The 12885-nt window shown below is 38.6% G+C and carries 8 protein-coding genes; 3 read left to right on the forward strand and 5 right to left on the reverse strand.

What is annotated here, in order from left to right; genetic code table 11:
* Positions 1 to 37: 37 nt before the first annotated feature.
* From EA772_RS20225 to EA772_RS20235, 3 genes are read left to right on the forward strand one after another with little or no spacing between them, the layout of a single operon-like run.
* The gene (locus tag EA772_RS20225) at positions 38 to 1042 is read left to right on the forward strand and encodes an ABC transporter transmembrane domain-containing protein (protein ID WP_010600184.1); all 1005 of its coding nucleotides are present in this window, start codon (positions 38 to 40) and stop codon (positions 1040 to 1042) included.
* Positions 1035 to 2399, forward strand: a complete 1365-nt coding sequence (locus EA772_RS20230; RefSeq protein WP_010600185.1) for an HlyD family secretion protein — start codon at positions 1035 to 1037, stop codon at positions 2397 to 2399. The genes EA772_RS20225 and EA772_RS20230 overlap by 8 nt, the downstream gene beginning before the upstream one ends.
* Before the next feature lie 13 nt (positions 2400 to 2412).
* Positions 2413 to 3888 carry a TolC family protein gene (locus EA772_RS20235; RefSeq protein ID WP_246834003.1) on the forward strand — a complete coding sequence of 492 codons (1476 nt, stop codon included), beginning with the start codon at positions 2413 to 2415 and terminating at the stop codon, positions 3886 to 3888.
* An 81-nt stretch (positions 3889 to 3969) separates the two neighbouring features.
* On the opposite strand, the gene EA772_RS20240 is transcribed toward EA772_RS20235, so the two are convergent.
* Genes EA772_RS20240 through EA772_RS20260 form a run of 5 tightly spaced genes read right to left on the reverse strand, consistent with a single transcriptional unit; the run spans position 3970 to position 12885 of the window.
* Positions 3970 to 7998 (reverse strand): two-component regulator propeller domain-containing protein, encoded by a 4029-nt coding sequence (locus tag EA772_RS20240; protein WP_124914709.1) that lies wholly within the window; start codon positions 7996 to 7998, stop codon positions 3970 to 3972.
* A gap of 54 nt (positions 7999 to 8052) precedes the next feature.
* Positions 8053 to 9129 carry a cellulase family glycosylhydrolase gene (locus EA772_RS20245; protein ID WP_124914710.1) on the reverse strand — a complete coding sequence of 359 codons (1077 nt, stop codon included), beginning with the start codon at positions 9127 to 9129 and terminating at the stop codon, positions 8053 to 8055.
* A 42-nt stretch (positions 9130 to 9171) separates the two neighbouring features.
* Positions 9172 to 10218 carry a family 43 glycosylhydrolase gene (locus tag EA772_RS20250; RefSeq protein WP_124914711.1) on the reverse strand — a complete coding sequence of 349 codons (1047 nt, stop codon included), beginning with the start codon at positions 10216 to 10218 and terminating at the stop codon, positions 9172 to 9174.
* Position 10219: 1 nt separating this feature from the next.
* The gene (locus EA772_RS20255) at positions 10220 to 11302 is read right to left on the reverse strand and encodes a family 43 glycosylhydrolase (RefSeq protein WP_124914712.1); all 1083 of its coding nucleotides are present in this window, start codon (positions 11300 to 11302) and stop codon (positions 10220 to 10222) included.
* A gap of 47 nt (positions 11303 to 11349) precedes the next feature.
* Positions 11350 to 12885, reverse strand: a complete 1536-nt coding sequence (locus EA772_RS20260; protein ID WP_116167808.1) for a RagB/SusD family nutrient uptake outer membrane protein — start codon at positions 12883 to 12885, stop codon at positions 11350 to 11352.

Genomic DNA, 12885 nt, shown 5'->3' on the forward strand with positions numbered 1-12885 from the left:
ATTTCATCCCAAACTTTTTAAAAATTATCATACACAAATGAAAAATCATCATATTGTCGGCGCTCCAACGCCCTGGCAAAGATTGGTGCGTATGCTTCACCTGGAGCGTAAAACCATCAATTACATTTATATATATGCCCTATTAATTGGATTAATCGGCCTATCATTACCATTAGGAACCAGTGCAGTATTTAATTTGCTATCTAACGGTGCGGTGTATAGCTCTACTTATATCTTAATTGCCGTGATATTGGTAGGTATTGTTGTAGGCGGTATTTTATTAATTGGCCAGTTAACTCTGGTTGAGTTTTTAGAGCAAAAGATTTTTACAAAGGCAGCACTGGAATTTGCATTTCGCTTGCCACGTATTAAAAAGAAGGCTCTGGAAGGCGAAAATCCTTCAGAGCTGATCAATCGGTTTTTCGATATCCTAACCATACAGAAGGGCTTAACCAAATTATTGGTTGATATTATTGCCGCTGGAGTGCAAATCTTTTTCAGCGTAATTTTGCTCTCATTCTATCACCCTGTTTTTATGGCTTTTGGAACATTCGTATTGCTGGTGATTATCCTGGTGTTAGTTTTATACTATCGCCGTGGGGTGCAAACGAGCATGGAAGAATCGAGTTATAAGTATGAAGTGGTGGCCTATCTGGAAGAAATTGCCGGAGATTTAGATACTTATCGCGAAAGCAAAGTTAAAAGAAAAGAAATCATAGACCGTACCGATGAGATTACTGCAAATTATATTCAGGCCCGTAATGACCATTTTACGGTATTGAGAAATTTTTTCATGAGCGCTGTAGCCTTACGTACCATTTTAATGGGAGCGCTTTTGTTAATGGGATCATATTTTGTAGTAGAGCGCCAAATGACTTTTGGCCAGTTCGTTGCCGCAGAAGTAATTATTGTACAAATTAGTTATGCCATTGAAAAACTGATGACAAACTTAAATACGGTATTTGATATGGTTACGGGAAGTGAGAAATTAGCTGTCGTAACCGATTTGGAGTTAGAGGAAGGAGACCTGACTAATGGGTAAAATTAGCAACAATCTGGCTCAAATTAAAGCTTGGGAAGAGCTTTCTACACATGCCAATAGCAGAATTATTGATGCTAAGGGCTCAAAGCGGTTAGGTAAAGTAGCACTGTTTGTGTTAGTTTTCTTCATCATTTTATTGTTTCTTCCTTACAGGCAAACTATACCCGGACGTGGCACTGTTACAGCATTGCGTCCTGAAGATCGGCCGCAAACTGTTCAAAATCAAATTGGCGGCAGAATAGAACATTGGGCAGTAAGAGAAGGACAAGAAGTAAAAAAAGGTGATACCATCCTGGTAATTTCAGAAACCAGTCAATCTTATTTTGATCCGGAATTACCCACCCGACTTAATGAACAGTTGGATGCTAAACGAGGAAGTGAAACCGCAGCCGTACAAAAAATGGATGCCACTAGATCTCAGATTGATGCTTTGGGTAATGGTTTGAATTTCCAGATAAAAGCTGCAGAAAACAAGGTTCGCCAGGCCAGGAATTATTTAAGCATAGATAGTGCGGAACTTTTGGCGGTACAAAAATTCTATGAAACAGCAAAAGTTCGTTTGGAGCGATATGAAGCTGGTTATAAAAACGGGTTATTTTCATTAACAGATATTGAGACCAGAAGATTAAAACTACAGGAGGATAATGCCAAAGTAATCAGTCAGCAAAATAAGTTAGGCAATTCGAGACAAAATTTATTGAACTCAATTATCGAACTGGATAACATCAGGGCAAAATACCAGGAATCATTGGCGAAAGCACAGTCAGATATGAGTTCGGCAATTTCCAGCCGGGCCAGTGCACAGGGTGAAATTGCTAAGCTAAGGAATGATATTTCCAACATCAATGTGAGGAGAAGTTTATACGTTGTTCGTGCGCCGCAAAGCGGATTTGTAGTAAAAACACTAAAAGCGGGTATTGGCGAAAATATTAAAGAAGGAGAATCAGTAGCCACCTTACAACCAAAATCACCAATGGTGGCGGCAGAGTTATATGTGAGTGCCATGGATGTTCCATTGATTTTAGATACAAGCAATGTTCGTTTACAATTCGAAGGCTGGCCATCGGTTCAGTTTTCTGGATGGCCATCAGTAGCAGTAGGTACTTTTGCCGGAAAAATATTTTCTATTGATAAAGTGAGTAGTTCTGACGGAAAATATCGTGTACTGATTAGTCAAACCAACCCGGTACCGGTGAACGATGAACCATGGCCACCTCAGCTACGTCAAGGATCGGGGGTTTTTGGCCGCATCATTCTTAGATCAGTGCCGCTATGGTATGAAATCTGGCGACAACTTAATGGTTTTCCTCCAAGTTTAGAGAAAGAACCCTCTAAAAGTTTGACAGATGCAAAATAAAGATAATTTTAACATGAATATAAAATTAAAAAGCTTTGCTATTTGCTTTATATGGATGATGTTAATAAGCCAGTTTAGCACTGCTCAGCTAAAACCGAATGCAGTAATCAAAAAAAATTACGATACGGCCAGAGTTTTTTCACTTGAAGATTTGCAGATGCTTGTTTTTAGATATCATCCGATTATAAAACAGGCGGCACTTTTAAGTGAGGCGGCACGGGCAAATGTATTGCAATCGCTGGGTTATTTCGACCCAACTTTAAAAGCTGGTTTTGCCAGAAAGTTATTTGGAAACACAGAATATTACAATAAGTGGGATAGCGAACTGAAAATCCCACTTTGGCTTGCTGGTGCTGATTTAAAGGTTGGCTATGACCGCAATGTTGGAACGTACGTAAACCCTGAAAGCCGAACAAATAACCAAGGCTTATCTGCAGTAGGAATAAGTATTCCATTAGGCCAAGGATTAATCATCGATGCCCGAAGAAATACTTTAAGGCAATCGAAAATTATGGTTGAGTACGCTGAAGCAGATCAGTTAAAGCAAATTAACAGTGTTTGGTACGGCGTAGCTAAAGATTATTGGAACTGGTATTATGCTTATAAGCAGTTTGAGCTTATTGAAGAAGGTCTTGAATTGGCTGAGCGGCGCTTTAAAGCACTGAGCACACAAACGGTATTAGGGGATAAACCCGGGATAGATTCAGTTGAGGCTTATATTACCGTTCAGGAAAGGATGATCCAAAAAGAAAAAACGGCTATTGAATTACAGAATGCCCGTTTGGTATTATCAAATCACCTTTGGAACGAAGATGGAAACCCGCTTGAACTACCGGCAGACGCGTTGCCACAAAACATCATAGCAATACCAAATCGCTTAAATCCACTGGTATTAGATACTTTGTTAGGTCAATCAGCTAACCAGCACCCGGATCTGGTAAAGTTAAGAACCAAGGGAGCGCAACTGGCAATTGAAAGAAGTTACCGGCAAGAGTTACTCAAACCAAAGCTAAATGTGATCGGTAATTTAATATCCAGCCGCACAAATTTTAACAGTAGTATCCCGGGTTATTATGATTTTAATTGGAGTAACTATAAACTGGGTTTAGAATTTGCGTTTCCACTTTTTTTAAGATCTGAAAGAGGAAAACTCAGAGAAGTGAAAATTAAGCAGCAGGAACTGAGCTACGAGCTTCAGCAATCAGGAAGAGAAATCCGGAATAACATCTTAGCTTCGTACAACGATCTTTCGGCTTACGCTGCACAGTTGGCAGTACAACAAAAGAGTATCGAAAATCAGCAGATCTTGGTAACCGGTGAAAACCAAAAATTTGCACTGGGTGAAAGTACATTGTTTTTGATTAACAGCCGTGAAACGAAGTTAATCGATATGAAAATAAAGCAGGAAAGTATGATTTCCAGTTATCAGAAAACGATAGCAGAGTTGTATTATAAAGCAGGAACCAGACAAATAGATAACAGCCTCTAAAGAAAATTTAGGCGTTTCTGCAAACTATACACTACAATCGAAAATCTAATGATTTGTTTTAAGGAAAGATATTCCAGTAAATTAATCTACTGGAATATCTTTTTTATATTTTTCGGCAAATTCTGTTGGCGTTAATTCAAATTGGGTAAAAAAGCATTTGCTAAAATAGGAGTGCGAATTAAACCCCACCATATAGCCAATTTCAGCAATCGTATATTCCTGCTCTACCAATAATTTAGCAGCTGTTTTTAATCTAATTAATCGCACAAATTCATTGGGTACATGGCCGGTTTTGGCTTTGATTTTTTTGTATAAACTCGACCGGCTTAAACCAACCTCCCTTCCTAAATCTTCAACAGAAAGTTGCGGATCCGAAATTCTTGCTTCGATAATCTGGGTAATTTTCTCCAGAAATTTTTTATCCCGATTACCACTGATTAAAATTTCAGTTCCTTCTAACGGACTTTGCGCAAATCGTTGTTTCAAATTCGCTTGCCGTTCCAGTAGGTTTTTAATCACTAAAGAAAGCTGTTTCCATTTAAAAGGTTTTGAGATATAAGCGTCTGCCCCACTTTCTAAACCTTGTATTTCTGCATCGGTATTCGTTTTGGCAGTTAATAAAACCACCGGTAAATGGCTATAATCAATATCATTTTTGATGATTTTGCATAGCTCGATGCCATCCATTACCGGCATCATCACATCAGAAATTACCAGATCAACCTGGTGATGATCCAGCTGTTTAAGTGCTTCTTTTCCGTTTTTCGATCTGATGGTATGATAGCCCTCAGCAATAAAGCTTTTAGATAAAAATTCCAGCAAAGATGGATCATCTTCTACCACTAATACAGTTAGTTTACCTTCGGGATCTTCACTCACCTCTTCAAAATCGTTGCCCATTGCAATTTCATTTTGCATAAATGGAATCAAAACGGTGAATGTTGTTCTCACCCCTTCCTCACTCCTCACTTCAAGCTTACCTCCGTGTTTTTCACTCAAAGATTTGGCAAGTGCTAATCCAATACCCGTACCACCGAGATTGGTATAATGATGTTCCTCGGTAGAAACCTTAAAAAACTTTTTAAAAATTGAATCCAATTGCGCTTTTGGAATACCTATTCCGTCATCTTCTACACTAATGGAAACCATCTGTTGCCCATCTGCGGAAGTATACAAATCATTTACCTTGATTTCCAGTTTATTGCGGGCAAACTTAAAGGCGTTGATTAATAAATTACTCAGAATCTTCATCAGAGCTTCCGGATCGGCGTTAATGTCAAGTTTTTGAAAAGCACTTACAATCGAAAATTCTAATCCTCTTTTTGTTGCAATTGGCGAGAAACGATCGCGAATACTATTGATCAGATAGATGAGTTCAATTGGCTCTGGATGGATTTCGAAAATATCACTTTCAATGCGTCTAAAGTCAAGTAACTGGTTCACTAATGTAAGCAGGCGATCAGAGTTTTCTTCCATTACCTGTAGCTGATCCATCGCTTCCCTATCTTTTTCCTTTTTTGATAGAAGTCGCTCTAACGGAGCAATAATCAATGAAAGCGGTGTTCTGATTTCATGTGCCATTGCTGTAAAAAACTCTATTTTTTGTTTATAGAAGTCTTGCTCATTTTTGTTTTTTAGCCTTTCCAGTTTAATTTCGTTGCGTTTTCGTTCCTTTTCATACACATACCGGCGTAGCCAGAATGCACCAGCTACAAAAACCAAAAAGTAGAAGATATAGGCCGGAATCGTTTTATAAAACGGTGGTAATATTTTTATTTTAATGGTAGATACCGCTCCAATATCTGCCCCTAAATCATCAATTACCTTTACCTGAAAACTGTAATCGCCGGCAGGTAAATTGGTATAGGTTGCTTTTCTCTGGCTACCGACATTGTTCCATCCCTTATCAAATCCTTCCATTTTGAAAGCATACTGTAGCTTATTGGGAGCGATAAAACTCAGTGATGCGTATTCGATACTTAATACAGACTGGTTGTAATCCAATATCACTTCATCGGTATAATTTATGGAACTTTTCAGCGGACTTTTGTCATCGTTTAAGTCTAAATCTTTATTGAATAACTGAAAATTAGTAAATGAAACCTTTGGTGTTGAAGTGGTATTTTGAACCTGATCTGGATAGAAAGCGTTAAATCCGTTTATCCCTCCAAAATAAAGCTTCCCGGTTGAATCTTTATAAAATGCCTTATAATTGTATTGCTGGCTTTGCAAATTATCCCATTTTCCAAAGCTCCTTTTCACCTTCGTTTTGGGGTCAAATTCAAAAACGCCATTATTAGTAGAAAACCACATTTTGCCGGTATTATCCTTTACAATGCCATATACAACGGCACTTTTAATCCAGTTTTCATCTTCTGCAGATTTAAATTTACCCGATTTTTTATTGAAAACATTTAAGCCGCTTCCATCAGTTCCTAGCCATAAATTACCTTCGCCATCATCCAGCATACAAATAATTTTGTTAGAACTGATGGAGCCAGGTTTACTGGAATAAGCATATTGTGTAAGGTGGTTATTAGGATCCATCCTAATTAATCCGTTATCGTATGTAGCAATCCAGATGACGTTATCTTTATCCTGGTAAACCTGATAAATACAACTCTTATCCAGATTTTTTCCTTTGATGCGAATGAAACGATCATTTTGCTGATCATAAAGATTTAAGCCAGAGATAGTTGAAACCCAAATTCTACCTTGCCGGTCTTCTTCAATTGAATAAACGCTATTATCGCTAAGTGTGGCTGGATTTCCGGGATCACTTTTATACCGCTTGATTTTCCCTGTTGCTGGATTAAGAATATTCAAACCGCCGGTGTACATGCCAACCCAGATATTGCCAGATTTATCTTTATAAAGTGCATGAATATTGTGATACGAAAGACTGTCTTGCCCGGCTGAAAAGGGAAATTTTTTGAAGGTTTTATCAACTGAATTAAAATAGTTCAAACCACCATCTTCCGTACCAATCCACATTTGCCCCGGTTTAGTTTCCAGGAAAGCACTTACCGCATTTCCAGAAAGGGAATTTTTAACACCCGATGGATAATAAAACTCGAATCCTGAGCTTCCTTCGTGGTAATAATTCAATCCTCCAAAATAAGTCCCTACCCAAATGCCACCTTCTTTATCTTTAAAAACATTGTAAACTGCATCATCATTGATGCTGAAAGGATCATTATTTTTATTTTGATAAACCGTAAATCGATTATTTTTGCGATCAAAAATGTTTAAACCTTTTTCAGTACCCAGGCAGATATAGCCAGGCTTCGGCTCATAAATAGTTCTGACAATATTATCGCTAATGGAATTTCCTGATGATTTTTGATAAATAGTAAAGCTATCTGTCTTTTTATTCCAAAGATTTAAACCACCTGCCATGGTTCCAATCCAGATATCGCCATTACTGTCTTTATACAAGTCAAGAATTACATTACTCGAAAGCTTCGAAGCAGAAGATGTATTATAGTGTCGGATTTGATTTGTTTTCGGATTTAAAACATCAATTCCTTTACCATAAGTACCCAACCATATATCTCCTGCATCGTCCTGCAGTATTTTAGGTACTTCATTTGATGAAATTTTTACTGCGGAGGAAGTCGAAAAGTTTTTTAACTTTTGAGTTGGTGTAGAGAAACAGTAAACGCCTCTTTCTTTGGTTGCAATCCAGATGTTACCATCTTTAGATCGGATGATATCGTTGATAAAAGAATTTTGAAGTGGTTTAAAAAGTGTAAACTTTTCTGTTTCCAGGTCGAAAATGTAAATACCTTCATCGGTGCCGATCCAGAAAGTTTTGGCATCATACTTAAATATTTTGCGAATAAAGTTATTTCCAATGCTACCTGGAACACCCTTTTGGTATTGAAAGGATTTAAAATCGTAGCCATCAAATCTGCTCAAGCCATACTTGGTGCCAAACCACATATAACCTTGATTATCTTGTTCGATATCCCAGATGGTGTTAGCACACAGACCATCAGAAACAGTATAATGCCTGAAAAATATTTTTTGCGCTTGAGCTATTGGTGTAAAAAAAACACCCCAAAAAAGTAGCAGGGCTATCGCCCTGCTTAATTTTTTAATTATCATAAATAAATGGCTAGATAGGCTACACAATATAGCGATCTTTATTGTGTGGGCGCACTATTTTATATCATTTAGTTTTTTAATCAAGTCTACTTCCTCTTTTTTGTAAGGTGTTCCATCTTTTCTAAAAACTTCATGAAACCATTCTTTAGGTTCCTCTCCATTTGGCAATGGAGTATCCCAGGCATATTTAGTATTCGATTTTCCATCAACCAAACCCCAGTTAATGGCTCCAATATTCTCCTTTTTCAAGATTGGCATTACGTTTTCGAAGCGGCTGCCTCTGGTACGGGCCATATATTCGGTACAAATCATCGGCCTGCCATGAGATCTTAACATATCAATTACCCTTTGATGCCACTGTGGCTCCTCGTAATCGTGGTAAGTAATCACATCAGAATTTAATGCTTGGAATGCATTTAACTGTTTATAGTCCCACGCCCAAAGGCCGGCACTAATCGGTTGCTCAGGATTTACAGCTCTTGCCCAGGTAAATACAGCTTTAAGCAATGGATATGAACTTGTTAACTTGCCAGAATTACCCGGCTCGTTGTATAAATCCCATAGCAAAATGCGTTTATCTGATTTAAAACGAGTCATTACATCTTTTACATATTTTTCTAAAGCAGGAAAATTTGCTTCCTGTTTTGAATCAGGATCTCCAGGATCTTGTACCCAGCCAGAGTTATGAATACCTGGTTTTGGAGCTGGCTGCTTTCCAGGCGTTGCTTGTTTATTCCAGCAATCATCAAAAAACACAAAAACCGTTTTAATTTTATGTTTATTAGCTATAGATAAATATTGATCCACTCTCTTCTTAAATCCTTCTTTATCCTGTTTCCAGGCTAAACTATGCAAGTAAACCCTCATGGTGTTGAAGCCAATACTTTCTGCCCATCCTAATTCTTTATCAATTGTGGCAGCATCAAAGGTATCTGCCTGCCACATTTCCAACTGGTTGATGGCCGTGCTCGGCAAAAAATCTGCACCGTTAATCCATTTGTATTGTTTGTACCAGGCATTAGCCTTCTCTATTGACCAAACTTTGCCTACAACAGGTGTTGCTTCCTGAGCGTTTGCAACTGTTGCAATGGTACACAGTGCCAGCAATAAATATTTAAAGTATCTGTTCATATGATATAAAATTTAGTTGATGCCCCTGCATCAACATCAGTATTATTTTTTTTGTGATGGAATTTTAAGTTCCTGATCAGTTTTAACGGGAATACCAAAATTTGGAGATCCATCAGCGTTCCAGGTAAATTTTTGTGCCCTTGGCGAGCGCTTTCCGCCGCAACCCTGACCCGGACCAGAGTTTGCATGATACAAAATCCAATCTTCTTTTCCATCCGGAGATTTAAAAAAGGAATTATGACCTGGTGCATAAACGCCATTTTCTGGCGATTGCTTGAAAACAGGCTGGGTGCTTTTTACCCATGAATTTACATCCAAAATATCATTCCCTTTCAACGTTAACATGCCAAGCGCATAAAAATCCGTCCAGCAACCGCTTGCAGAATAAATTAGAAAAACTTTTCCTTTATTTATGAGAATTTGAGGACCTTCATTTACATCAACATGCGGTGGATTTCCGGGATCATTTAAATCACCATGTTTTTCCCATTCAAATTGTGGTGAAGATATTTTATGCCTATCCCCATCAATTGTCCATGGGTTTTTCATTTTTGCAATGTAAATTTCTTGCTTCTGATTGATGTCGCCTTCCCAGCCAGCCCAAACCATATAGAGCTGTTTTTGATAAGTGAAGACTGATCCATCAATTGCCCATTTATTTGTGGCATCCCCCACTTTGCCTTTGAAAACCCAGTTGCCTTTTAACGGATCTTTTGATGAATTTTCAAGCACATACATTCTGTGGTTGTTGTTATTTCCGTCATCCGCAGCAAAATAAACATACCATTTTCCTGAAATAAAATGGATTTCAGGCGCCCAAAGTTCTTTTGAGTAAGCTGTATTGGGCGGTGGTACAAAAATGGTTTTCTTCTCTGCGGTTTTCAAATCAGCCAGATTTTTCGTTTTCCAAATGACCAGTTTGTTTTGCATAGAATGGGTATAATAGTAATAGCCATCTTTGTAAATGCTCCACGGATCGGCTCCAGAGGGAAGCAGTGGATTAGTAAATGTTTGCGCAATGCTTACCTGTGCAACAAAAAGAAACAGGAAGGCAAGCGAAATTCTTATTTTTTTAATGTGTTTATTCATATTACTTTTCTCCAGAAGGTCTACTAATCTGTAATCCGGTGGCTACTGGCACGCCAAAATCAGGACTGCCATCTGCCTTAAATGTAAACTTCTGCATCCTCACATTTCTTTGATCAGCACAACCTTGGTTCGTTGCAGAATTTGCATGGTAAATGATCCAATTTTCCTTCCCATCCGGAGATTTAAAAAAGGAATTATGACCGGGGCCAAAGGCATTGCTTTGCGGCTGTTTCGTAAATACCGGCTGAGTAGATTTTGTCCAATCTGCTTTTACCAATGGGTTTCCCCCGGCTTTTAACGCTAGCTGCCCCAAAGCATAATCATCTGTACCACAATAACTCGCCGAATAAATAATAAAAGTTTTATTATCTGGAGATGTTAAGGCTTGTGGACCTTCATTTACGCCAAATCCATTTTTCTCCCAGGCAAATTCAGGCTCAGTTAATTTTGTCGCTGTACCCTCTAAGGTATAAGGATTTGTCATTTTAGCGATGTAAATATTTTGTGTCAAATTCACATTCGTTACATCCGGTCTTCCACACCAAAGAAAATATCTGCTTCCATTTACTTCGAGTACAGAACCATCTATGGCCCAAAAATCAGCGCTTGGACTAAATATTTTTCCTTTATCAACCCACGTTCCGGTTGTTGGATCAGGACTGCTATTTTCTAAAACCCATGTTCTTTGGTTAATGTCTGCCCCGTTACCTGCGGTGTAGTAGATATACCATTTACCATCAAAAAAGTATAATTCTGGCGCCCAAACATTTCTGGAGTTTGCTGCACCAGCAACCGGAGTGAAAACGGTTTTTGGTACTGCAGTACTCAACTTAGACATAGCCGTAGTGCTCCATAAATTAATAGAACTTCCATTGGTTTGAAGATAATAATAAACACCATCTTTTTGAAAAACGGAAGGGTCTGCCCCATTCATCAGCGGGTTGGAAAAGGTACTTAACGTGGTAGGTGGTACCGGATCAACTGGTGTTGGATTACTCGACTTGCCACAAGAAAGACTCACAGAAACAAATAGTGCGAGCCAAAGCATGTGAAGTTTTAATCCTTTTGATGTGAATTTGTTCATAATAGGAAATGTTGAAAAGGTTAGCAGCAAGCCACTAACCTTTTTAATTAATATTTAGGATTTTGCGTTAAATTCGAGTTTAAATCAATATCACTTTGTGGAATTGGATAAACTTCGTGTTTGCCAACAATGAAGCCTGTAAAATCTGCATCTCTGGTTGCTAATGCAGGACTTAAATCGCCCCAACGTTGTAAATCTGCCCAGCGCCATCCTTCTCCGGCCAATTCTGTTAAACGTTCGTGTTTTAGTTGTGTTAAAAATTGTGCCTGGTTTAAGCCTGGTTTTGCAACTGTCAAAGTAGCTAAGCCAGCTCTTTGTCTCACTCTATCAACCAATGGATAAGCTTCAGCAGTTCTGTTTAAACCATTTAAACATTCCGCATACATCAATAACACATCAGCATAACGAATTAAGCGATAGTTATTTGGAGAACGGAATCCTTCCTGATTTTTCCAGTGATCATTTAACAGCTTCCGGAACCATACACCATTTGCATCAGGACCAGTTCCATATCTGCTTTGGAAAGTTTGGCCATAAACAATAGTTGCAGTTGGGCCTGCAGGATTGGCATTATTAAAAATGAATGATGCAGCTAAACGCGGATCCTGAGCATTTGCAACTGTTCTTTCCTGTAAGAACTCATCAATTACCCATCTGCGGGCAGCACCATCAGAGAAACCAACACCCGGAGGCGCAAAGAACTGAGAAATAGAGGTACCTGTGTTATTTATTCTTGATTCATCCACATCATCATCAGTACTTTCTGATTGGTTTTCACTGAATTGAATTTCAAATATAGATTCACTGTTATTCTCCTTGGTGATTATAAAGTTGTCACGATAATCGGCAGTTAAAGCATATGTTGAACTTCCGGCACCCGTTACCAGGTAAGCAAAAGCATCTGCCGCTTGCTGATACATTCTTTGTTGCAGGTAAGTTTTACCTAACAAGGCGTATGCTGCACCTTTGGTTGCCCTACCTAAATCTGCAGCAGGATAACTTACTGGCAAATCAGCTATAGCTTCAGTTAAATCTTTGGCAACTTGTGCGTAGGCCTGGGCAGTTGTTGCATTAGCCGGAACATCTTTTGGTTGTGATGGTGTTAACATTAAGGGTGGTCTTCCATAATAAAGTGTTAAATTAAAATAGAATAGCGCTCTTAAAAATTTAGCCTCCGCAATAATTCTCTTTTTGGTGGTTTCATCCATCGCGATGTTAGGTACATTAGCAATCACCTGGTTTGCTCTAAAAACGCCAACATAAAGTGTTTGCCAGGTTTGCGCTGTTAAACCATCATTATAATTGGTTTGGTTAAAACGCATTAAGTTGTTTAATCCGCCATCGCCGCCAGATCCGAAACCTTCATCAGATTTCAAAATTCCGTGGTAAAACATCCAGCGAGAATATAAACTGGCTGTACGGTAGAATGTACTGTAAACTGCATTGATCCCTTTTGTGGCATCCGCCCCGGTTTTCCAAAAACTTGCTATAGTTGGTGCATTCGGGTTCACCGCATCAAAATCCCTCTTACAACCTGCTAGCGCAGTAATTGCTACGGTTAATATGAATATGTATTTTTTCAT

Origin of the sequence: Pedobacter sp. G11 (assembly GCF_003860265.1) — a bacterium.
Taxonomy (GTDB): domain Bacteria; phylum Bacteroidota; class Bacteroidia; order Sphingobacteriales; family Sphingobacteriaceae; genus Pedobacter; species Pedobacter agri.

What these genes read in the sequence shown, in the direction of transcription:
- EA772_RS20225 (WP_010600184.1), top strand. Translation starts at nt 38, where the DNA reads ATGAAAAATCATCATATTGTCGGCGCTCCAACGCCCTGGCAAAGATTG.
- EA772_RS20230 (WP_010600185.1), top strand. Translation starts at nt 1,035, where the DNA reads ATGGGTAAAATTAGCAACAATCTGGCTCAAATTAAAGCTTGGGAAGAG.
- EA772_RS20235 (WP_246834003.1), top strand. Translation starts at nt 2,413, where the DNA reads ATGAATATAAAATTAAAAAGCTTTGCTATTTGCTTTATATGGATGATG.
- EA772_RS20240 (WP_124914709.1), bottom strand. Translation starts at nt 7,998, where the DNA reads ATGATAATTAAAAAATTAAGCAGGGCGATAGCCCTGCTACTTTTTTGG.
- EA772_RS20245 (WP_124914710.1), bottom strand. Translation starts at nt 9,129, where the DNA reads ATGAACAGATACTTTAAATATTTATTGCTGGCACTGTGTACCATTGCA.
- EA772_RS20250 (WP_124914711.1), bottom strand. Translation starts at nt 10,218, where the DNA reads ATGAATAAACACATTAAAAAAATAAGAATTTCGCTTGCCTTCCTGTTT.
- EA772_RS20255 (WP_124914712.1), bottom strand. Translation starts at nt 11,302, where the DNA reads ATGAACAAATTCACATCAAAAGGATTAAAACTTCACATGCTTTGGCTC.
- EA772_RS20260 (WP_116167808.1), bottom strand. Translation starts at nt 12,885, where the DNA reads ATGAAAAAATACATATTCATATTAACCGTAGCAATTACTGCGCTAGCA.